This is a genomic window from Nonomuraea jiangxiensis (assembly GCF_900099965.1).
Classification (GTDB): Bacteria; Actinomycetota; Actinomycetes; order Streptosporangiales; family Streptosporangiaceae; genus Nonomuraea; species Nonomuraea jiangxiensis.
The window spans coordinates 1-22,248 of sequence record NZ_FNDJ01000001.1; the positions used below are offsets into that span (position 1 = coordinate 1).

The 22,248-nt window shown below is 68.9% G+C and carries 17 protein-coding genes; 7 read left to right on the forward strand and 10 right to left on the reverse strand.

Annotation, left to right across the window (positions count from 1 at the left end; translation table 11 throughout):
- Positions 1 to 231 precede the first annotated feature (231 nt).
- The 3 genes from BLS95_RS00005 to BLS95_RS00015 all read right to left on the reverse strand — a co-directional run bounded on the left by BLS95_RS00005 (position 232) and on the right by BLS95_RS00015 (position 4,478).
- Positions 232 to 729, reverse strand: coding sequence for a DUF402 domain-containing protein (locus BLS95_RS00005; RefSeq protein WP_090927754.1), 498 nt, complete (start codon positions 727 to 729; stop codon positions 232 to 234).
- Between the two features lie 1,179 nt (positions 730 to 1,908).
- The gene (locus BLS95_RS55300; protein ID WP_090927756.1) at positions 1,909 to 3,210 is read right to left on the reverse strand and encodes a hypothetical protein; all 1,302 of its coding nucleotides are present in this window, start codon (positions 3,208 to 3,210) and stop codon (positions 1,909 to 1,911) included.
- The gene (locus BLS95_RS00015; protein WP_342742653.1) at positions 3,207 to 4,478 is read right to left on the reverse strand and encodes a glucarate dehydratase family protein; all 1,272 of its coding nucleotides are present in this window, start codon (positions 4,476 to 4,478) and stop codon (positions 3,207 to 3,209) included. The genes BLS95_RS55300 and BLS95_RS00015 overlap by 4 nt, the downstream gene beginning before the upstream one ends.
- 89 nt (positions 4,479 to 4,567) lie before the next feature.
- On the opposite strand from BLS95_RS00015, the gene BLS95_RS00020 reads away from it, so the two are divergent.
- Together BLS95_RS00020 and BLS95_RS00025 are read left to right on the forward strand one after the other, a co-directional pair.
- Entirely contained in the window at positions 4,568 to 6,037 is a 1,470-nt protein-coding gene (locus tag BLS95_RS00020; RefSeq protein WP_090927759.1) for an aldehyde dehydrogenase (NADP(+)), read from the forward strand.
- A 552-nt stretch (positions 6,038 to 6,589) separates the two neighbouring features.
- Positions 6,590 to 7,198 carry a hypothetical protein gene (locus BLS95_RS00025; RefSeq protein ID WP_090927761.1) on the forward strand — a complete coding sequence of 203 codons (609 nt, stop codon included), beginning with the start codon at positions 6,590 to 6,592 and terminating at the stop codon, positions 7,196 to 7,198.
- 380 nt (positions 7,199 to 7,578) lie between these two features.
- Here BLS95_RS00025 and BLS95_RS00030 read toward each other — a convergent pair whose 3' ends face one another.
- From BLS95_RS00030 to BLS95_RS00050, 5 genes are all read right to left on the reverse strand, one after another.
- The gene (locus BLS95_RS00030) at positions 7,579 to 8,484 is read right to left on the reverse strand and encodes a 5-dehydro-4-deoxyglucarate dehydratase (protein ID WP_090927763.1); all 906 of its coding nucleotides are present in this window, start codon (positions 8,482 to 8,484) and stop codon (positions 7,579 to 7,581) included.
- A 12-nt stretch (positions 8,485 to 8,496) separates the two neighbouring features.
- Positions 8,497 to 9,258 carry an IclR family transcriptional regulator gene (locus tag BLS95_RS00035; protein ID WP_090927765.1) on the reverse strand — a complete coding sequence of 254 codons (762 nt, stop codon included), beginning with the start codon at positions 9,256 to 9,258 and terminating at the stop codon, positions 8,497 to 8,499.
- Between the two features lie 70 nt (positions 9,259 to 9,328).
- Entirely contained in the window at positions 9,329 to 10,189 is an 861-nt protein-coding gene (locus tag BLS95_RS00040) for a carbohydrate ABC transporter permease (RefSeq protein WP_090927767.1), read from the reverse strand.
- Positions 10,186 to 11,118, reverse strand: coding sequence for a carbohydrate ABC transporter permease (locus BLS95_RS00045; RefSeq protein WP_090927769.1), 933 nt, complete (start codon positions 11,116 to 11,118; stop codon positions 10,186 to 10,188). Before BLS95_RS00045 ends, BLS95_RS00040 begins: the two co-directional genes overlap by 4 nt.
- Entirely contained in the window at positions 11,115 to 12,425 is a 1,311-nt protein-coding gene (locus BLS95_RS00050) for an ABC transporter substrate-binding protein (protein ID WP_090927772.1), read from the reverse strand. The genes BLS95_RS00045 and BLS95_RS00050 overlap by 4 nt, the downstream gene beginning before the upstream one ends.
- 136 nt (positions 12,426 to 12,561) lie before the next feature.
- Between BLS95_RS00050 and BLS95_RS00055 the strand changes: the two genes are divergently transcribed.
- From BLS95_RS00055 to BLS95_RS00065, 3 genes are all read left to right on the forward strand, one after another.
- Positions 12,562 to 13,356 carry an NAD-dependent epimerase/dehydratase family protein gene (locus tag BLS95_RS00055; RefSeq protein WP_245764728.1) on the forward strand — a complete coding sequence of 265 codons (795 nt, stop codon included), beginning with the start codon at positions 12,562 to 12,564 and terminating at the stop codon, positions 13,354 to 13,356.
- Positions 13,357 to 13,553: 197 nt separating this feature from the next.
- A complete protein-coding gene (locus BLS95_RS00060) occupies positions 13,554 to 14,516 on the forward strand; it encodes a LacI family DNA-binding transcriptional regulator (protein ID WP_090927776.1) in 963 nt (320 codons plus the stop codon).
- Positions 14,513 to 15,445 (forward strand): aldose epimerase family protein, encoded by a 933-nt coding sequence (locus BLS95_RS00065; protein ID WP_090927778.1) that lies wholly within the window; start codon positions 14,513 to 14,515, stop codon positions 15,443 to 15,445. The genes BLS95_RS00060 and BLS95_RS00065 overlap by 4 nt, the downstream gene beginning before the upstream one ends.
- Here BLS95_RS00065 and BLS95_RS00070 read toward each other — a convergent pair.
- A complete protein-coding gene (locus tag BLS95_RS00070) occupies positions 15,438 to 17,879 on the reverse strand; it encodes a SpoIIE family protein phosphatase (protein ID WP_090927780.1) in 2,442 nt (813 codons plus the stop codon). The genes BLS95_RS00065 and BLS95_RS00070 overlap by 8 nt on opposite strands.
- A gap of 159 nt (positions 17,880 to 18,038) precedes the next feature.
- Positions 18,039 to 18,704, reverse strand: a complete 666-nt coding sequence (locus BLS95_RS00075) for a tyrosine-protein phosphatase (RefSeq protein WP_245764729.1) — start codon at positions 18,702 to 18,704, stop codon at positions 18,039 to 18,041.
- Positions 18,705 to 18,889: 185 nt separating this feature from the next.
- Between BLS95_RS00075 and BLS95_RS00080 the strand changes: the two genes are divergently transcribed.
- The gene (locus BLS95_RS00080; RefSeq protein ID WP_090927784.1) at positions 18,890 to 21,397 is read left to right on the forward strand and encodes a DNA translocase FtsK; all 2,508 of its coding nucleotides are present in this window, start codon (positions 18,890 to 18,892) and stop codon (positions 21,395 to 21,397) included.
- 101 nt (positions 21,398 to 21,498) lie between these two features.
- Positions 21,499 to 22,230 carry a helix-turn-helix domain-containing protein gene (locus tag BLS95_RS00085; protein WP_281249942.1) on the forward strand — a complete coding sequence of 244 codons (732 nt, stop codon included), beginning with the start codon at positions 21,499 to 21,501 and terminating at the stop codon, positions 22,228 to 22,230.
- The last annotated feature ends 18 nt before the right edge of the window (positions 22,231 to 22,248 follow it).

Genomic DNA, 22,248 nt, shown 5'->3' on the forward strand with positions numbered 1-22,248 from the left:
GGCTGACGGCGGAGCCAAGCCTGATGGTGGTTCAGGTGGTAGTGATTAGGCGGCAGGCGAGTGAGGGCGACTGGATGCCGCCGGCTTGGTCGGTAATTGTTTGGGTGTCATTTCTTGCAGTGTTGTGTTGGTGATGAATTAGGTGGTGTTCGATTGGTCGGTGCGGTGCGGTGCGGTGCGGTGCGGTGCGGTGGGTTTTGCATTGGTGACTGATTGCGCTTTGTGAGTGCGTCAGGGGTTTTTCGTGAGCCATTGAAGGTGTGCTTCGCCGAAAGGCTCCTTTCTCTGGCCTACCGCGTTGAGTAGCCAGCGGGCGGTGTTCTCTGCTTGGGTGATCAATGATGGGGGATAATTCAGAAGCAGTTGATGTTCGGCGAATTCGTCTTCGTCGTCGAGGATTAGTCGGCCGTCTCGCATTCTGATGACGTCTAGGTCGAGGTCTAGCATGGTAACCTCTCCGTCGCGCCATTCCGGAACGGTGGTGACGTCTACGTATACTTCGCTTTTGTTGGGTGGGCAGTTGAAGGAGGCTGTCCACCAGGCGTCACGTGGGAACAGCATGATTGTGGTTGCCTTCAGTGTGACTGGTGGTCCTTCGCCCTTGCGAGCGATGGTTCCGCCGGGGACTTTCACCCAGATGCCGTGCTGATCTTCGCCGAGTAAGTGGCCGGGGTGGTTCCAATGCAGTGCTCCGCCGTATTTTCGGTACACGATCCGCACTTCGGTCATTTAAAGAACCTTTCGTGTCGAATGTCGTGCGGGGGACACGTGGCCGATGTGGTTCCCTTGGAGATCAGTTGAGTCGGATGGTGCTCGTTTGGGCTGGTGACTGCTGGCCGGTAGCCGGTGACTCTTGGTTGGTGGTTGGTGGTTGGTGGGCGGTGGGTGGTCGTGGACGGTGGTTGAAGGGGAAGCTGCTACTTCCGTCCATCCGCTGAAGATCCGTTCCTCTGCGTGACATCGCGTGTCCTTCGTACGGCATGCGTTTCTCCGTACGGCATTTCGGGGGTTAGCGCGACCTTGGTGGCACGGGAGCATGTCGATACAGCGGCGGCGGTGATTGTGGAACGGCGATGATGTATTCACATCGGCGCTGGTGGCGTTGATTGTCGCACCAACGGCGGTGACGGCATGGAGGGGGCGGCTTCTATGGCCGGGGCCCATGTCATCGCTATTCCCGCTTGCGCCGATATCTATGGCTGGGGCCTATACGCATCCGCCAGCCTATGCAAGGCCTGTATTGGGTTTGTCCTGGTGTCCAGGGCAAACGCCCGTATCCGGCTCGTATCGGGGTCCGGGGCAGGGCTGGTGTCTGGTTCGTTTCGGGTTCAGGGCGGTGCTGGTGTCTGGTGCGTTACTGTGCGTGGCTGCCTGAGTCCCAGCCGTGTTGTTGGTCGTCTCCAGTGGGTGCCCTTGGTGCCCGTGCTTGCGTCCAGCTACGTCGTGTGCTTGATCGTGAGTGTTCGCTGGTCCTTGATCGGGATCGGGATCGGGATCGGGATCGGGATAGGGGTTGGTGCCGAGGTCGGGGCCAGGACCAGGGGGAGGGGCAGCGTCTGTCTTTGTGTGCGTTCGCTCCCTGTGCACGTTCGTGGTCGTGCTGGTCTCCGGGGCTGTGGATTGGTTCAGTGTCCACGTTCGGGCTTGTGCTGTGCACGTGTTTATGTCCGGAGCTGTGGCTGGCTCGGATCCTGGCCATGAGTGTGGTTCGGGTCAGCATCCGTGGGCTGGTCTTCTCTGGCTCGTACCCCATGCCGTGGCCCGTCGGCTCGGGTTCGGGGCTTGTGGCCGTGTCCACGGTTGCGCCTTTGTGGGGGTCGGGGGGTGTGCTGGGTTGGGTTCTCGGTTGGGTTCGTATAGCGGCTGTGGCCACGTCCGTTTTGTGGGCGTGGCCGGGGGTGCCGGGGGCTACGGGTGATGTTGGTGGAGGGCTTCTGCTAGGGCGGTTAGGCGTTGGGGGGAGGCTAGGCCTGCGTGGTACAGGTGAAACTCGGTGGCTCCTGCCTTGGTGTACGTGCTCAGGTGGTCGGCCAGGACGGCTGGGTCGGCGGGGCGGGGTGGGAGGGCCAGGACGTAGGCGCCTATTCGCTGGCCTGGGGTGGAGAGGTCCTTGAGGCGGGCCAGGCGGATGGCGTCCGTGGTGGGGTCGCCCCAGCAGTTGGCGACCAGGACGTCTGCTTCCGGTTCGCCTGCGGGGAGGGGGGCGAAGGCGCCGGCTGCCCAGGGGTCGGGGTTGGCGTGCAGGGTGATGGGGGTGTCGGGGGCGGTGCTTCGGGCCGTGGCGATGAGGCGTTTGCGGAGGGAGGTGGACAGGGCGACGCGGATGGATCTCACCTCGTCGGCCAGGGGGCCTAGGGCCTGGTCGACGGTGTCGGGGGTGGGGTTGGGGGAGGTCCCTCCGAAGGGTGGGAGGTGGGCGGGGCTTGTTCCGGAGGTGGGGGTGGTGGCGGGGGAGGCTGCCCCGGAGGTGCCGGAGGCTGCCGTGGTAGTGGGGGAGGTTGCTCCGGAGGTGGTGGAAGTTGTTCTGGTGGCGGGGGAGGGCGTTTCGGGGGTGGGGGGTGGGGGGTGGTCTATGGCGGTGCGGACTTGGGCTCTGGTGGGGGAGGGGTAGCGGTCGGCGCAGGCCGTGCAGAAGCACAGAGAGAGGAGGTCGGCGTCGGTCGAGGACCAGTCGGCGCCGGCGGTCTTCTCGTGGATGCTCTGGTGGCCGAAGCCCAGCGGGCCGCAGGCCTCCAGGATGAGGCCGTCCGGCTCGCCCACTTCCAGGATCTCGCGTACGAGGCGCTCGCAGTAGTCGACGACGTCCTCATGGGCCGGGCAGAGGGCGTACGGGTACGGGTCGCCGAAGGCGTTCCTGACCACCAGGTCCGGGTGGGCGGTGCCCAGGTGGGAGTTGTGGGTGAGGACGGTCCAGGCGTGGACCTTGAGGCCGGCGGCCTTCAGGGCGTCCCGGGCCTGGAGGTAGGCGTCCGGTGCGGTCCAGGTGGGGGTGGCCGGGACCAGGCGGGACCAGGCCGACGGGCGGACGGGGAGGTAGAACGCCGAGTACGGGACGTCCAGGACGCGGTGCGAGGGGTGGTACGGCGTGGCGGCGCGGGTCGAGTGGTAGCTGGCGGCCAGGGCCACCGCCTCCACACCGAGGGCTGCCAGGCGGTCGGGGGCCGTCGGGTCGCCGACGACGTCCCAGGGATAGACATAGGCGATGTTCACCAGCGGGGTCTCCTAGTGGAGAAGGTCGGGTCGAAGCGTTGCATGTACGTGGTGTCGTCTCTCGCGACGATCCCGCACTTCTCGTATTGCTCGTGCATGCGCGCCAGGGCGTCACGGTCGAGTTCGACGCCCAGGCCCGGACCGGTCGGTACGGGGACGGCGCCGTCCGCGAAACGCAGCGCGCCGGGTGCGACCACGTCCTGGCCGTCCTGCCAGGGGGTGTGGGTGTCGCAGGCGAAGGTGAGGTTCGGGGTGGCGGCCGCCAGGTGGGTCATGGCGGCCAGGCTGATGCCCAGGTGCGAGTTGGAGTGCATGGACAACGCCAGGCCGAACGTGTCGCACAGGGCGGCGATGTGCGACGAACGTACGAGGCCGCCCCAGTAGTGGTGGTCCAGGAGGAGGACGCCGATCGCGCGGGACGCGATGGCGGGAGGGAGGTGTTCGGGGGTCACGACGCACATGTTCGTGGCCAGGGGCATGGGGACGGCGGCCGCCACTTCCGCCATGCCGGGAATTCCGGGTGTGGGGTCCTCCAGATACTGGAGGGTGCCTTCCAACTCCCGGCCCACGCGGATCGACGTCTCCACCGTCCAGGCCGCGTTCGGGTCGAGGCGGAGCGGTACGTCCGGGAACGCCTCGTGCAGGGCCCGAATCCCTGTGATCTCCTGGTCCGGCGGATAGACGCCGCCCTTGAGCTTGATCGACCGGAAGCCGTACTCCTTGATCAGAAGGTCGGCCTGCGCCACCAGGCCCGCTTCGTCCAGCGCCGCGCCGAACCGGTCCGGGTCCTCACCCGGATGCCCAGCCCACTTGTAGAAGAGGTACGCACTGTAGGGCACCGCGTCCCTGACCTGCCCGCCCAGCAGGTCGGAAACCGGTACCCCTGCCGCCTTGCCGCGAATGTCCAGACAGGCCACCTCGAAGGGGGAGAAGACCCGGTCGATGGACTTCTCCTTGGTGGCGACGCCCGTCAAGCCGTGCAGGTCGGTCACCGCGTCGCCGACGATCGCGCTGATCCTGGCGTACATCGCGTGCGTCGCATGCACCTCCAGGCCGACCAGAGCCTGAGCGCACTGCCGCACCTTGCCCAGGTGCTGCAGGTCACCGTAGGTCTCGCCCAACCCGGTCAAACCTTCGTCGGTGACGACCTCGACAATGGTGCGGAGGGCCCACGGTTCGTGGACCCCGGCGGCGTTCAGAAGGGGCGGATCACGGAAAGCCACAGGGGTTACGTGGATCTGCCTGATGATCATTGAATCCCCGTCCATATATGTGAACAATTTCCAGATTTGTGGACAAGTTGCCGCAACTGTAAGAATCAAGCTGAAGCAGTGTCAAGACTCCGAAGGGCCATTCGATGATCTACGGATACGACCCCAGGACCGGCGCCACCGTGGGTGACGCCCTGCCCGAGACTGACAGTGCCGGGGTCGACATGATCGTTTCTGCCGCGGCGGCAGCGGGTGCCGCCTGGCGGGCGACCCCGGCTGCCGAGCGGGCGGCTGCCCTTGAGGCCGTCGCCGACGCGCTCGCCGCCCACGTGGACGAGCTGTGGCAGTTGGCCGACCAGGAGACCGCCCTCGGCGAGGTACGGCTGCGCGGTGAGGTGGCGCGCACGGCCGGGCAGTTCAGGCTCTTCGCCGAGGTGCTCAGGGACGGTGGTTACCTGGAGGCCATCATCGACCACGCCGATCCCTCGCTCGCGCCGCCCCGGCCCGACGTGCGGCGGATGATGCACCCGCTGCCGGGAGTGGTGGCCGTGTTCGCGGCCAGTAACTTCCCGTTCGCCTTCTCCGTGGCCGGTGGCGACACCGCCTCGGCGCTGGCCGCCGGGTGCCCCGTGGTCGTCAAGGCGCACCCCGGGCACCCGAACACCTCCGCGCGGGTGGCCAAGCTCGTGCGCGACGCGCTGCCGTACCCCGATCTGCTGGGGCTGGTGCAGGGCATGCAGGCCGGGATCGACCTGGTGCGGCACCCCGGGGTGGTCGCGGCCGGGTTCACCGGGTCCGTGGCCGGCGGTAAGGCGATCCAGAAGCTGATCGACGAGCGTGAGGTGCCGATCCCGTTCTTCGGCGAGCTCGGCAGCGTCAACCCCGTGGTCGTGCTTCCTTCGGCGCCGGTCAAGGAGGTGGCGACGGGGTTCGCCGGGTCGCTGACGCTCGGGGTCGGGCAGTTCTGTACGAACCCCGGGCTCATGTTCGTCCCCGAGGGCGAGGAGCTGGAGCAGGCGCTGGCGGAGGCCGTCGAGGGGACCAGTGGTGGTCCCATGCTGGCCGAGCGGATCCGGGACGGGTACCTCGGCGGTGTCGAGCGGCTGGGCGAGCTACGGCTGCTGGCCGAGGGCAAGCCCGGTCAGGGGGCGTGGGCGGTCACGCCGAAGGTGTTCATGACGGATCTGGGCTCGTTCGAGGAGAAGCTGCCGCGTATCGCCGAGGAGTGCTTCGGTCCGGCGTCGATCGTCGTGACATATCGGGAGATTTCCGATCTGCGGCCTGTGCTTGAGCGGCTGGAAGGGTCGCTGACCGCCAGCGTCCACGGCACCGACCCCGGGGAGGCCGGGGAGGTCGTCGAGGTGCTGGGCAGGAAGGCCGGGCGGCTGATCTGGAACGGCTGGCCCACCGGGGTCGCGGTGTGCTGGGCGATGCAGCACGGAGGTCCCTGGCCCGCGGCCACCACGACCTCCACGTCGGTCGGCGCCACGGCCATCGGCCGGTGGCTGGCGCCGACGGCGTACCAGGACTGGCCGGAGGAGTTGCTGCCGGAGGAGCTGAAGGACGGCAACCCGCTGTCGATTCCGCGGCGGGTGGATGGGAGCTTGCAGGTCTGAGCCGGCTCTTGGCAGCCCTTTGAGCGATGGCGGGGCAGGTTGGTGGTCGATCTACCGGCCTGTCCCGTTCTGCGATTGTGGGGAGGTCCGGTGTCCGTTGTGGGCTCGCCATTTGGGGGCAATGAGGGCGGGCGGTGTTCTTGGTGGGCTCGCCCATCGGGCATGTGGGGCTTGGGGGTTCCGCCCGTCGGGGCGATGAGGGATTGGTGGGTTCGTCGTCGGGCGTGTGGCCTTCGTGGCTTCGCCCATCGGGGCGTTGGGGGCGGGGCGTGTTTCGGCAGGTTCGCCCCTTGGTCGTGGGCTCGTTGTTGTGGCAGGGGTGGGGTCTTGGCTCCAAGGGTGCCGGTGAGGGAGGGCTTCGCGGGCGCGGGGATGAGGGCTTCTACTCCCACGGTCTTATGCCGGGTGTCTCTACTCTCCGCGTCGCAGATGAAATGCCCTCCTCTGGCCCGACGACATGAACGGCCCTCCAAGCCATGCTCCTCAGCATGAAGGCAGTTCCCGCCGACGTCAGGTGACGTGTCCGTCGCCACTGGAGGAAGGACGAAGCACATGCTGATCATCGAGATCCTCGTGCCCAAGGGCGTGTTCACCGAGGAGCAGCGCCGGGACCTCGCGACGCGGTTGACGGCGCGGCGACTGCTGGCCGACGTCGAGAAAGAGGCGGGTATCGACGCCGGAGTTCTCGAATGGTACGAATCGCTCACCCACGTGGTGGTCCGTGAGCCGGACGTCTGGATCGCGGGCGGGGCGCCCGCCGCCGGCCCTTGCTACCTGGTGAACGTACATGTCGGTGCCTGGGGCAAGGAGATGAGTGAGCACCTGATCTCGCGGATCACGCAGGTGTTGGCGGAGGGGGAGGACGATCCGCAGCGGCTGTTCCGCGAGCCTCAGGCCATCGTCAACGTCATCGGGATCGCGGAGGGGAGCTACGGGCTCTTCGGGCGGGTGCAGCGGTCCACGGACGTTCTGGCGATGATCGAGAAAGCCAAGGCCCCCGTGCCGGTGGAGGTGCCGCCGGGCATGGTCGTGGACCCTGTCTGCGGTGCGGTCCTGCCCCTGGAGAACGCGGTCACGCTGGAACGCGATGGCGAGACGTTCGCGTTCTGCTGCCCGCATTGCCGGGGGCACTTCGCCAAGCGACAGCGCACTCCCGCCTAGGGGCACGGATTCCCCGCCGTCTCCCGGCCGATGGAGTCCGCGCGGCAGGCCGAGCCCGGTGGTTGAGTGCTGCGGCAGGCGACGCTCGGTGGCAGGCAGGGGTCCCGTGGATGGGGGGTGCGGCCCAGCGGCCGGGGCCGGTGGGCCGGGTCGGGACGAGTTGGGGACGGGTGCGCCGCCGGACGGGACGTCCAAGCGCCGGAGCACGGCGTTGGGTCAGGTGCCGGTAGATGGGGTGGGTCAGGTGCCGACCGGCGGGTGGGTCAGGGGTCGGTGGGTGAGGTAGGTCAGGTGCCGGTGGATGGGGTGGGTCAGGGGCTGGTGGGTGAGGTAAATCAGGGCTGGTGGATGGGTGGGTCAGGGGCCGGTCGGCGGGCTGGTCAGGAGCCGGTGATCTCCAGGCCGGTTGCGATGATCTGCTTCAGGGCCGCCTCGTGTTCGGGCGTGGGATCCACCAGCGGCGCCCGAACGCCTCCCACATCCAGCCCCCTCAACCGCACCCCCGCCTTCACCAGCGACACCGCATAACCCGGTACGAGGTCCCGCAACTCCACCAGCGGCACGTAGAAGTCGGTGAGCAGCCGCCGCACCAGCACCTCATCCCCGCCCGTCACCGCCTTGTAGAAGGCCAGCGCGATCTCGGGTGCGAAGGCGAACACCGCGCTCGAGTACAGATTCACCCCGAGCCCCCGATAGGCGGGCACGGTCAGCTCGGCGGTGGGCAGCCCGTTGAAGAAGGTGAACTCCCTGTCCGTCGACCGCCGCACGGCCAGGATGATCCGCTGCAGCAGGTCGAAGTCACCGAGCCCGTCCTTGAACCCGATCACGTTGGGCACCTGGGCCAGCTCGGCGACGGCCGCGGGGGTGAAGCGGGCGGTGCCGCGCTGGTAGATGACGACCGGGAGGCCGGCGGCCTCGGCGACCTCGCGTACGTACCGGACCAGGCCGGTGGGCGGGCCGCTGACCAGGTAGGGAGGCATCAGCAGCAGCCCGTCGGCGCCCTGTTCGGCCGCCGCGCGGGCGATGGTCCTGGCGGTGGGCAGCGGGCCCCCGGCGCCGCCGAAGACGGGCACGCGCCCGGCGGTGGCGGCGACCGACGTGGCCACGACCTTGGTGTAGTCCTCCAGGTCGAGGGCACTGAACTCACCGGTGCCGCATGCGGTGAACACTCCTCCCGCCCCGGCCGCGACCCCCTGGGCGACGTGCCGGGCCAGTACAGGTTCGGCGAGTGCGCCATCGGCCCCGAAGGGGGTCACCGGAAAGAAGAGAACACCATCTAGCCGCATCAACAGTCCTTTCTAGCGGATGCCCTCCCTGCGGAGAGTGGCAGCCAGCTTGCGGGTGTGCTTGATCACCGCGTCGGTGATCCGCTCGACCTCGGCGGGCGCGAGCGCCGCCGGCATCGAGCAGCTGATCGCGTCCGTGGCCGGGATGCGGTAGTCGACCGCCACGGCCACGCACGCCACTCCTGGTGTGCCCTGCTCGCGCTCGTAGGACCAGCCTCTGGTGCGGACCTGGTCGAGCTCCACCGTCAGCTTGGTCAGGTCGATGATGGTGTGCTCGGTCAGCGACGTCAGCGGGTCGGGCAGCAGTGCCACGACCTCGTCGTCCGTGAGCTGGGCGAGCAGCACCTGGCCGAGGGCCGTGACGTGGGCGGGCAGCCGCCGGCCCACCCTGGGGATCACGTGCTCGGCCTCGCGCGAGTCCCTGGTCGCCAGGTAGAGCACGTGTGCCCCGTCCCTGCGGGCGAAGTGCGCGGTCTGCCCGACCTCCGCCCGCAGGTCCTCCAGCGTCTCCTGGGCGAAGGGCAGCGCGGGGTCCTTGTCCAGGTACGCGGTGCCGGTCAGCAGCGCGTGCGGCCCGATGCCGAACGCCGACCTGGCCGAGTCGGTCTCCACCCAGTTGAGCTCCACCAGCGTCCGCATGAGGGCGTGCAGGCTGCTGCGCGGAAACCCGGTGCGCTGCTGGAGCTCCGACAGCGTCAGGCTGTCGTGCGACTGGGCCAGGGCTTCGAGGATGCGTACCGTCCGCTCGGCGGACTTGACCAACTGGGGCTCCATACTCATCCCATCTCGACGGCGGCGGCTTCTGAGTGTCAGGATATGGGATAGCGTCCATATACATGGACACTTAACCCTTCACCGCCCCGCTTGTCAGACCGCGCATGAACTGCCGCTGGAAGGCCAGGAAGGCGATGATCGACGGCAGCAGCGCCAGCAGCGAGGCCGCCAGCAGGACGCCGATGCCGACCTCCTCGTCCGAGCGCAGCGAGCGCAGGGCGATGGGCAGCGTCCACATGTCCGATTCCGGCGCCACGATCAGGGGCAGCAGATACTGGTCCCAGATCATGGTGAAGCCGAACACGCCGATCACTCCGAGTGCCGGACGGCACAGGGGCAGGATGATCGTGGCGAAGATACGCAGTTCGCCCGCGCCGTCGATGCGCGCGGCCTCCTCCAGCTCGACCGGCACCTCCTTCATGAACTCGGTCATGACGAGGATGGAGAAGCCCCAGGCGCCGACCGGCAGGATCATGCCCGCGTACGTGCCGATGAGGTTCACGTGCAGGAGGGGCATGTCGGCCAGGACGAGCGAGAGGGGGATCGCGATGATCTCCTCGGGCAGCATCATCGTGGCGAGCATGATCAGCATCACGAACGCCATGCCTCTGAACTTCTTGCGCGCCAGCGCGTAGGCGGCGAAGACGCTCACCAGCATCTGCAGCAGCAGGCCGAAGCCCACGACCACGAACGAGTTGAACAGGTAGAGGTAGACGTTCTTGTCCCCGGCCTGGATGAAGTTCTCCAGGGTGAACTCGTCGGGCCACAGGGTGAAGGCCGTCGGATCGAGGGTCTTGCTGAACGCGCTGATCAGCAACCCGACCAGCGGCCCGGTGAAGACCACCACCATAAGCCCATAAATCAGGATTTTTCCGGCGATGGCCAGCGGCCCTCTGTGCGCCTCCAGTCCCAGAGCGCTGTCGAACTTCATGATGCCGCCTGCCTTTTGCGCAACGCCTGCACGATCACCGTGAGCACCAACGTGGCCAGGAACAGCACGATCCCGCCCGCCGAGGCCACCCCCAGCTCGTTCTTCTGGAACCCGAGCTTGTAGATCAAGGTCATCAGCACCTCCGACGAACCGTTGGGCCCGCCGTTCGTGAGCACGTAGACCTCGACGAACACGCGCAGCCCGCGGATGGCGGCCAGCGTGAACAGGATCCAGAACACCGGCCGCAGGGCGGGCAGCGTGATGTGCAGCAGCCGCCGCCAGGTGGAGGCGCCGTCCACGGCCGCCGCCTCGTAGAGCGTGCGGTCCACGCCCACGAGCCCGGCCAGGAAGATCATCATGTCGTACGGCGTCCCGCGCCAGATGCTCATCAGCATGATCGACCACAGCGACGAGTGCTCGCTGGCGAGCCAGGGCTGCGGATCGATGCTCACCCAGCCCAGGATGATGTTGAGCATCCCGCTCTCCGCCGGATGGAACATGATCCGCCACACCTCGGCCACGGCGGCCATCGTGGTGACGACCGGCAGGAAGGCCGCGGTCCTGACGAACCACAGATACCTGGCGGGACCCTCGATGAGCAGCGCGAACCCGAGCCCCAGCACGAGCGAGCCGATCGTGGTGCCCAGGGCCAGTACGGCGCTGTGCGTGATGGCCGCGGCGAACTCGTCGTCCGTGATGATCGTCTGGTAGTTCTGGAGACCCACCCATTCGTCACCGAGGAACGTCTGGACCTTGAAGAGGCTCTTCCACAGGCCCACGAACATCGGGATGAACTTGAAGTACAGAAACAGGATCAACGCGGGCGCCAGGAACAGCCAGGCGATCAGCGTCCCCCGCCACCGCGCCGATCTGGGGCGGTGGCCGGGAGGAGCCGACCGGCTGCGGGCCGGCGTCAGGGTGGAGGTCATGACGCTTTCTGGCTCTGCAGTTCCTGGGTGAGCTTGGCGTTCAGCTCATCCATCTTCGTCTTGACGTCGGCTGCGCAGTCGGCCCAGACGGCGTTGATGGAGTCCGCGGAGTCCTGGCGGATCGGCGTCCAGCTCGGCACCGGCGGGGCGTAGACGGCGTGCGCGTAGGAGTCCTGGAACACCTTCCAGCGCGGGTCCTGCCGCTCGGCGGCCATGTCCACCGTGGTGTTGACCGGCAGGCGGACGATGGCGCCGTCGGCGTCCTTGTTCATGCCGATCCTCTGGCCCTCGGGAGAGATCGCGAACTCGGCGAACTTCTTCTGCGCGTCCTCCATCGTGGACCCGGCCATCATGTAGACGTTCTCGCCCTCGCCGAGGGTGCCGGGGCCGCCGGAGGGGCCCTTGGGCACCGGCAGGACCTCGATCTTGTCGGTGCCGATGCCCTTCACGAACCTGGCCAGCACGTACGGGCCGACGACGTAGATGCCGCCCTGGCCCTTCTCGAACACCTCGTGCGTGACCGTGGTGTCGTTGCTGACCGCGCCCGGGTTGACGGTCTTGGTCTTGCAGAACTGGTCCTGCAGGTACTGGACGGCCTCCACGAACTTGGGGTCGTTGGCGGTGGGCACGTACTTGCCGGGGCCGTTGGCCTTGAGGAAGTCGGAGCCGTTGGCGTAGATGAACGAGGAGGCGTACCAGGAGGCGTAGCCCCGCTTGGTGCCGGCCGGGGCGACGAAGCCGCTGGTGTCCTTCTGGCCGTTGCCGTCGGGGTCGTTCTCGGTGAACGCGGTGGCCAGCTTCGCCAGGTCCTCCCAGGTCTGGGGAGGCTCCATGCCCACCTTCTCGCGCCAGTCCTTGCGCACGATCATCGCGAACGCCTGGCCGGAGAACGGCGCGCCGTAGTATTTGCCGTCACTGCCCTGCGCGGCCGTCCAGGCCCGGTCCGCCAGCTGGTCCCCGCCGGCCAGGGCCGCCTTGTCCACCTCGCGCAGCCAGCCCTGGGTCTGCATGGTGCCGAGCTGGGCGGTGTCATTGATGACGATGTCGGGAAGCTGTTTCTGGGCGGCCTGCTGGTTCAACTTGGTCTCGAAGTCGTCGAAAAGCGCCACGACTTTGGTTTGCACCCCGCTGGCCTTGGTAAATGCGTCAGCGAGCTTCTTGGCCGTCTTGGCGGAAGCCGATTCCGGCGGCTGCCGGATCCAGATCTCCAGGGTGTTGTCCGACGAGCCCGATCCTGCGGAGCCACAGCCGGTCAGCGTTGCGGCCAGAGCCGCTGTTAACGCGACCCCCAGCAGACGACGTGACATCAGACCGCCTCCCGTTCACATACGTGGACATGAGTCGTGCACTTGGATACGTGCCTGTGAACGTAACTACTCGCATGCGGCGCGGTCAATATTCAAGTATGTGAATTTCGATCAGAATCGTGTACAAGGTTGATGCATGCGCATTCTCATGACAGGAGCCGCCGGGAAGGTCGGCACGCTGCTCCGCCCGCGGCTCGCCCGCGAGGGTCGTACGCTGCGGCTTTCCGACATCGTGCCGGTGGAGCCGGGGGCGGGCGAGGAGTGGGTGGCGGGAGATCTGGCCGACCCGGCCGCCATGGCCGCGGCGATGAAGGGCGTGGACGCGATTCTCCACCTGGGCGGCCAGAGCAGGGAGCATCCCTGGGCCGACATCGTGCAGGCCAACATCAACGGCACGCAGGTGTTGCTGGAGGCGGCCCGCGAGGCGGGGGTGGAGCACGTCGTCCTCATGGGCAGCCACCACGCGGCCGGCTTCCACACCCGGCCCGCGGACGGCTCCGACCTGCCCGACTACGTCTTTCCGCGGCCCGACACGTTCTACGGTGTGAGCAAGGTCGTCATGGAGGCGCTCGGCAGCCTCTACCACGACCGTTTCGGCATGAACGTCACCGTGGTCAGGCTCGGCACCTGCAACGAGGGCTCGGCCGACACGCGCGGGCTGGCCACCTGGATCTCCCCGGACGACCTGACCCGTCTGGTCGAGGCGGCGTTCGTGGCGCCCGGTTTCCACGTGGTCTGGGGTGTCTCGGACAACGCCCGCCGCTGGTGGTCGCTGGAGGAGGCCCGCGCGATCGGGTACGTCTCCCAGGACGACTCCGAGTCCCAGGCCGCCGCGCTCATCGCCGAGCAGGGCGAGCCCGACCTGACCGAGCCCCTGCACCACCGGGCGGGCGGCGTCTTCACCCTCAGGGAACTGGGCGGCTCCTGGTAACACCCCGCCCCGGCCGGTGCCCGCGTGCGAGACTCGCGTCGGCGGCGCCTTCGGCACGGCCCGCGTCCGCGGTCCCGGCCGCGTTTCGGCGCGAGTTGGGGAGGGGACCTGGATGGCAACCGGTTGCAAGAACCTTGACGACCGAAGGCATGAAGGTCAAGGTTTGATCTGGCAACCGTTTGCAAGGGAGGGTGGCGATGGCGGCGACGATCAAGGATGTGGCGCGCGCCTGCGGCGTGCACGTGTCCACCGTGTCCCGCACCTTCTCCGCGCCGCACCTGGTCAATCCCGCCACCAGGAGCCGCGTGCTGGCCGCCGCCGACGACCTGGGCTACCGGCCCAACCGGGCGGCCAGGGCGCTCACGACGGGGCGGACGTACAACATGGGGCTGATCGTCGCGGACATCGCCAACCCGTTCTTCCCGCCGCTCATCAAGGCCGCCCAGGCGCAGGCCAGGGGCCGCGACTACCACGTGTTCGTGGCCGACACCGACGAGGACCCGCGGGTCGAGGAGGAGCTGATCAGGACGCTCACCAAGCAGGTGGACGGCGTCCTGCTGTGCAGCCCCCGGCTGTCCAACCGGATGATCGAGCGGCTGGCGGAGGACGTGCCGTTCGTCGTGGTCAACCGGCGGATCAAGGGCATGCCCGCGGTGCTCATGAACGTCGCCCAGGGCGCCAAGCTCGCGCTGGACCACCTGGCCGGGCTCGGCCACCGCAAGATCGCGCTCGTGTCCGGGCCGATCGGCTCGTGGACCAGCAACGAGATGCAGGGCGTGGCCGCCGAGACGCCCGGCCTCGACCTGGTCTTCTTCGGCCCCAACCAGCCGACCGAGACGGGCGGCCTGGCCGTGGCCGCCGACGTGGCGGCCTGCGGGGCCACGGCGGTGCTCGCCTACAACGACCTCGTCGCTCTTGGCCTCATCGAGGGCTTGGCGGCGATGGAGATAGGGGTACCAGACCAGATAAGTGTGGTCGGGTTCGACGACATCCTGCCGGGGCGGCTCAACCGGCCCAAGCTGACGACGGTCGCCATGCCGGCCGTGGCCGCCGGGAGGATGGCCGTCGATCTGCTGCTGCAGTCGGGGGGCGAGGGCGCGACAGTGACCCTCGACACCGCCCTCATCGTCCGCGAGTCCACGGGAAGGGCCCAAAAATGATCTTCGGAACGCTGCCGTCAGGCGAGCAGGTGGAGCGCGTCGAGTTGGCGTCGGGGCGGCTGCGCGCCGAGGTCCTCACCTACGGCGCCGTCGTGCGCTCGCTGGAGGTCTCGGGCGTCAACGTCGTGCTCGGGCTGGACACGCTGGAGGACTACCTGACCCGCAGCCGCTATTTCGGCGCCGTGGTCGGCAGGTACGGCAACCGCATCGCGGGCGGCCGCTTCGTCCTCGACGGGGTCGAGTTCCGCCTGCCCGTCAACAACGGCCCCAACAGCCTGCACGGCGGCACCGAGGGCTTCGACGGCAAGGTCTGGACGATCGCCGATCGCTCCGGCTCGTCGGTCACGCTCACGCTGACCAGCCCGGACGGCGACCAGGGCTACCCGGGCAAGCTGACCGCCTCGGTCACGTACACGCTGGCGGAGGACACCCTCCGCATCGACTACGCGGCCGAGACCGACGCGCCGACCGTGGTCAACCTGACCAACCACTCCTACTTCAACCTCGCCGGCGGCGGCGACGTGCTGGACCACGTCGTCCAGATGGAGGCCGAGCACTACCTGCCGGTGGACGACGACAAGATCCCCACCGGGGAGCTCGCGCCGGTCAAGGGCACGCCGTTCGACTTCACCGAGCCGCACGCCGTGGGCGAGCGCTACGCCGGCGCCTACGACCACTGCTTCGTGCTCGACGGCATCGCCCGGGTGACGGCCGGCGACCTCACCATGGAGGTCACGACCACCGAGCCCGGCGTGCAGTTCTACGCCGGCGGCATGCTGGACGGGACCGCGACGCCGTACGGGCCGTTCGCCGGGTTGTGCCTGGAGACCCAGCACTTCCCCGACTCGCCCAACCAGCCGCAGTTCCCCACGACCGTGCTCCGGCCGGGCGAGCGCCGCACCTCGACCACGAGCTACCGCTTCATCTGACCGCGCGCAGGGCGGCCGACGCCTTGATCACCAGCAGGGCCACGTCGTCCTGCGACGGCTCGGCGGCGAACGACTCGACCGCGTGGCGCACCCGTTCGGCCACCGCGTGGGCGCTCAGCCCCGCGCAGCCGGACAGCAGCGTCGACAGCCCGTCGCCGTCGTCGAGCAGCCGGCCGCCGTTGCGCCGCTCGGTCACGCCGTCGGTGACGCACAGCAGCAACTCCTCCGGCGCCAGCTCGAACTGCTCGACGTAGAACCTGGCGCCGGAGTCCACCCCCAGCAGCAGCTGCGGGCTGGCCACCGGCTCGACCAGTCCGTTCGCCCGCAGCAGCAGGGGCGGGGGATGACCGGCAGAGGCGATCGTGCACAGCGCGCCGCCCTGCGGCAGCGGGGTCAGCTCACCGCACAGCAGGCTCAGGAACCTGCCCTCCTCGTCCTCCTCCAGCAGCGCCTGGTTGAGCCGGTCGAAGATGTCGGCCACCGTGTAACGCTCCTTGGCCAGCAGGCGTACGGCGTGCCGGGCCAGCCCGGTGATCGCGGCCGCCTCCGGCCCGCTGCCGCACACGTCGCCCAGCGCGAAGCACCAGTGGTCGGCCACCGTGAACAGGTCGTAGAAGTCGCCGCCGACGTCCGCGCCCTCCTCGGCGGGCTCGTAGACCACCGCGGACTCCAGGCCGGGCATGGGCGCCACCCGCATCGGCAGCAGACTGCGTTGCAGCACCCGCGACGTGGTCGCCTGCTTGGCGTACAGCATGGCCGTGTGCAGGTGGAGCGCCACCAGGCGGCACAGGTCCGACAGCAGGTCGGCCAGCTCCAGCGGCAGCGTCGGCTCGGCCCGGCCGATCACCAGCGCGCCGTGCGACCTGCCCTGCGTGACCAGCGGGAACGACAGCACGGTCTCGGGGCCGACGGGCCAGCTCGCCTCGTTGAGCGTCGCGCGTGGGATGGTGGGCAGCGACTTGCGCAGGGTGGCGTTGTGCCGCTCCTCGCGGTGCCAGACGTGGGCCAGCCTGGTCATCCCGGTCAGGTCGGTCAGGTAGACGGCCGCCCAGGTCGCGATCTTGGGCACCACGAGCTGCGCGGTCAGCGCCGCGATGAGCTCCTCGTCGTGCACGCCGGCCAGCAGCTCGCCCGCCTCGGCCAGGAACGACAGCCGGCCGCGGTGCGCCCTGTCCTGCTCGGCCAGCCGCTCGCGCTGCACGGGCATGGCCACCTGGTCGGCGATGTGCTGCAGGCTGACCGTCAGCTCCTCGTCGAAGAGGCCGGGCTGCGCGGCCGTCACCACGAGATAGCCGGTCACCTCGCCGGTCACCAGCAGCGGCGCGCACGCCAGCGACCGGGCCCGCAACTGCTGGGCCAGCTCGACGTCGCGGGCGAGCAGGTCCTCGATCATCGTCGGCGTCGTGGCGTCGGCGCCGAACACGCCCGTGGCCAGCACTCCCACCAGCCCCGCCGTCGCGCCCGCGCCCGCCGCCACGCCGAACCGGTTGCCGCCGTCGGCGGCCAGCAGCACGTACGCGGCGTCGCCGCCGCTGGACACCTGCACCATCTGGGCGATCGTGCCGAGCAGCTCGGCGAAGGGCATCTCCTGGTCGAGCAGGTCCTTGACGCGCCGGCCCGCCTCCCTGCGCAGCGGCACGGGCGGCGGCGTGAGGACGTAGCGGTGCTCGTTGCCCACCACCATCCAGATCAGCCGGCGTTCCTGGAGGCGTCCCTTGGTGCGCAGGTGGGAGACGTAGACGGGGACCAGCCGGCCGTCGACGTGCCGCATGCGGGCCTCGCCCCGCCAGCGGCCCAGGCCGAGCGTGTCGGCGAACGACAGCGCGTACGGGCCGTGGCCGCGCCAGGCCACGATGCGCTCCAGCTCCGTCCCGACGACCTGCTCGGGCCGCCAGCCGAGCAGGTGCTCCGCCTCGGAGTTCCACGACCGCACCACCCCGTCCCGGTCGCAGACCACGACGCCGACGTGCAGCGAGTCGGCGAGCTTGGCCGGGACGGGCGGGGGCGGCGCCTCCACCGGTTCGCAGCCGTCCGCCAGCTCCATGCGCACCCACACGCGCTTGGCGGTCTTGGTGTAGGTGACGCCCCAGGCGTCGGCCAACAGGCCCGCCAGCGCGAGCCCGCGCCCCGAGGTGCGCAGCGTGTCCGTCGGCATGCCCTCCTCCGCCAGGATCGTCCTGGTGGGATGGTGATCGTCGACCTCGATCTCCAGCTTGGCCGGGTCGGCGTCCACGTCCAGCCGGCAGGTCAGCTCGATGCCGGTGCCCGCGTGCACGACGGCGTTGGTCACGAGCTCGCTGGCCAGCAGGACGGCGTCCTCCGCCAGGTGGTTCAGGCGCCATTCGCCCAGCACCTGGCGGACGAACTTGCGCGCGTGCGCCGGCGCGTGGGGTGTGCCGTCGAAGGCCGTGCTCGACACCCGGGTCGTGTCCACTTCTGCGTCCTAGAACATCACTCGATGTGGCAGTTCGGTCACTCCAGAGTGACAGAACTGCGCCGTTGATACCTCCGGTTGTGAAGAAGGCAGAGGAACTTCCGCGCACCTAGGTGGCACACGAGGTGAACGGGCGCGGCGGGGCGACCACGGCCCGGGTCAGGGGAGGAGGGCGGTGCGGAGGCGATCGGCGTGGGCGCGGGTGAGGCCGTTGGCCAGCAGGAGCCGCTCGGCGCCGCCCTGCGTGGCCAGCGCCGCCAGGAAGGTGCGCATGGCGCTCTCCGGCGCCTCCAGCAGCGTGGGCGGCATGCCGGGCGAGGCCATCAGGTCGAGCATGGCCAGCACGTCGGGCAGTTCCTTGGCGGTGAGCGCGTAGTCGCGCACGATCGCCTCGTGGTCCACGCCCAGCAGGTCCAGGATCAGGGCCACGACGATGCCGGTGCGGTCCTTGCCCGCGGCGCAGTGGATGAGCGCGGGCAGCCCGTCGGCGATCTCCGCGATGACCCCGGCGAACCAGGCCGTCCGCTGCTGGAGGATTCCCACGTACAGGTCGCCCAGGTCCAGGTCCGGCGGCAGGGCCGCGAGCTGGGCGGGGGAGGAGGTGGAGCCGGCGCCGAGCGGCGCGTGCCGCACGGCCCCGCCCAGGGCGAGCGCCCAGTCGCCGGGGGCGCGCTCGTCGTCGCCGCGCAGGTCGGCGATCAGCCGCAGGCTCGCGACCAGCTCGGCGTCCGCCTGGGTGAGGGTGTGCGGTTGCGCGGAGCGGTAGAGAACGCCGGGGCGCAGCGCGGTCTCCGCCGCGACGTCCCTGAGGTTCAGGAGAGGCATAGGACATGTATACGAACGACCTGTGAGGCGAAATAGGGCCTTTATCTGGACACCGGATGAACCTCTCATCACCTTTGAGGGGGCCATGTCCTCAGAACGTCCGCCGAACCTTTTGTGGAGGTCATGTCCTCCGCGACGGCGAGCCTCCACGCGTTCAGCGGTGTCTCCGACGTACCTTTGGCATCATGGCCACCCGTACGCCGAAAAGCGCATCGAAGGGGCCGGCGAAGCGGTCGACCTCGCCTCGTTCGACCCCTGCCAAGCGCGCTACCGCGTCGGCGGGGCGCTCCCGGGCGAAGGGGACCGCTTCCGGCCGTAAGCCCTCGATGACCCACCATGATCCCATCACCTGGGTGTTCACGATGATCGGCAAGCTGATCGTCGGCCTGTGGATGTTGCTCGCCAACGGCATCGGCAGCACAGCCCGCGCCCTGGGCAAGAACGCCCGCGAGCTCGATCCCGCGCACCGGCGCGACGGGGTCGGCCTGACGGTGCTGGCGGGCGCGATCGTGCTCGCCGCCATGACGTGGCGCGACTCCGCCGGCGCGGTGGCGGGCGTGGTCAACGCGGCCGTGCACGGCGTGTTCGGCTCGCTGGCCTGGGCGCTGCCGCTGCTGCTGGGCCTGCTGGCCTGGCGCTACCTGCGCCACCCCGACCAGAACGCCGACACCGGCCGCATGGTGATCGGCTGGGTCGCGCTGCTGGTGGGCGTGCTCGGTGTCATCCACGTGGCCAACGGCACCCCCTACCCGGCCGGCGAGGGCCAGGGCATGGACAAGGTGTCGCAGGCCGGAGGCATGATCGGGTTCCTCGTGTCGGCGCCGCCGATGAGCATCCTGCCCTCGTGGGTCACGATCCCGCTGCTGCTGATCCTGTCCGGGTTCGGGGTGCTGGTGATCACCGCCACCCCGGTGCACCGCATCCCCGAGCGGCTGTCCGAGCTCAAGCACCTGCTGTTCGAGCGGCACGCCGAGCCGGACCCGCGCGAGCCGGCGAAAAGGCGGGTCAGGGGGGCCAAGAAGCCCGCCGCGGAGGGCGGCGACCTGGTCAAGCCCTATGACACGCCGGTGATCTCCGAGAAGGACAAGCGGGCCGACCACTCGCCGGAGATCGTCCCCGGGCTGACGGAGGAGGAAGAACCGCCCGCTCCCGAGGCTGAGCGCAAGCCTGAGCCCCCGCAGCCGACGCCCGCGCCCCGGAAGGTGGAGCAGCTCGTCCTGTCGCCGCAGGCGGGACCGTACAGCCTGCCGGACCTGCAGTTCCTCAAGCCGGGCACCGCGCCCAAGCCGCAGACCAAGGCCAACACCACCGTGGTCAACGCGCTGACCAGCGTGCTGGAGCAGTTCACCATCGACGCGCAGGTGATCGGGTTCACCCGGGGGCCGACGGTCACCCGCTACGAGATCGAGCTGGGGCCCGCGGTCAAGGTGGAGAAGGTCACGGCGCTCACGAAGAACATCGCGTACGCCGTCAAATCCGCAGATGTCAGGATCCTGTCGCCGATCCCCGGCAAGTCGGCGATCGGGGTGGAGATCCCGAACGCGGACAAGGACCTCGTGGCGCTCGGCGACGTGCTGCGGGCCCAGGTGGCGCAGGCCGACCACCACCCGATGATCGTGGGCCTGGGCAAGGACGTCGAGGGCCGCACCATCGTCGCGAACCTCGCCAAGATGCCCCACCTGCTCATCGCGGGCGCCACGGGCGCCGGTAAGTCGGTCTGCGTCAACGGACTGATCACCAGCATCCTGATGCGGGCCACGCCGGACGAGGTGCGGATGGTGCTGGTGGACCCCAAGCGGGTCGAGCTCAGCGTGTACGAGGGCATCCCCCACCTGATCACCCCGATCATCACGAACCCGAAGAAGGCCGCCGAGGCCCTGGAATGGGTCGTGGGGGAGATGGACCGGCGCTACGACGACCTGGCGGCGTCGGGGTTCCGGCACGTGGACGAGTTCAACAAGGCCGTGCGGGCGGGCAAGCTGCAGCCGCCCCCTGGCAGCGAGCGGGTCTACCAGCCCTACCCGTACCTGCTGGTGATCGTGGACGAGCTGGCCGACCTGATGATGGTGGCCCCGCGCGACGTCGAGGACTCGATCGTGCGCATCACGCAGCTGGCCCGCGCGGCGGGGATCCACCTGGTGATCGCCACCCAGCGTCCCAGCGTGGACGTGGTCACCGGTCTGATCAAGGCGAACGTGCCGTCCCGGCTGGCGTTCGCGGTCTCCTCCCTCACCGACTCGCGGGTCATCCTCGACCAGCCGGGCGCCGACAAGCTGGTCGGCCAGGGCGACGCGCTGTTCCTGCCGATGGGCGCGAGCAAGCCCATCCGGATCCAGAACGCGTTCGTCTCGGAGAAGGAGATCGCCGAGATCGTCGGCCACTGCAAGCAGCAGATGAAGGTCGAATACCGGGACGACGTGGCGGCGGCGCCGGTCAAGAAGGAGATCGACGAGGACATCGGCGACGATCTCGACCTGCTGATCCAGGCCGCGGAGCTGATCGTGACCACCCAGTTCGGCTCGACCTCGATGCTCCAGCGCAAACTGCGGGTCGGGTTCGCGAAGGCGGGGCGGCTCATGGACCTGCTCGAAAGCCGCAATGTCGTGGGCCCCAGCGAAGGTTCCAAGGCGCGCGAAGTGCTGGTGAAACCGGATGATCTGCCGGGATTGCTGGCCGACCTGCGTGGCGAATGACCCCAATGCGTGATCGCACGGCGGTTACTGGTTGAATATGAACCACTACGCAACGTCGTGCTGGGGAGGCGTTCGCTGTGCAGGAGCAGAGCATCGGATCCATGCTGGCCGCGGCCAGACAGTCCGCCGGACTGTCGGTCCCGCAGGTCAGCGCGGCCACAAGGGTCCGCGAGACGATCATCCATCGCATGGAACAGGATGACTACGGTCAATGCGGTGGCCTTTTCTATGCCAGGGGCCATGTCAGATCCGTGGCCAAGGCCGTGGGCCTCGATCCCGAGGCCATGGTTCACCTATTCGACCAGCAGCACGGCGGGGCGCCGGTGCCGGTCAGGGCGGCGGCCGTGTTCCAGGCCGACCGGACGATCAACCTGCCGCAGCGGCGGGGGACCAACTGGACGATGGCGCTGGGGGTGGCGCTGGCGATCGTCGTGGTCTTCGGCATGATGCGGGTGCTGGGGGACGCGAGCGACCAGGCGAAGACCGGTGACGGGCGAGTGGCCTCCGCCCGTCCCGTGGTGCCGCCCAACACGCCGATCACCGAGTCGCCGCAGCCGGCGGCGACGGCGGAGAAGGGCATGGTGACCCTGCAGATCAGGGGGAAGCGGACGTCGTACGTCAACGTGCGCGACGCCGAGGGGCGCAAGCTCTTCGCCGGGACTCTCGAGGCCGGAAAGACTTCGACGTGGCAGGCCGCGGAGAAGGTGCACGTGCTCCTGGCCGACGCCTCGGCCGTGTCACTGCAGGTCAACGGCAAGAAGGTGCGGGGACTCGGCGGTCGCGGGGAGATGGTGCAGCGCTCGTTCGGGCCGCCCAAACCGAAGTCACGGTAGTCACGCGGGTAGCCCGTG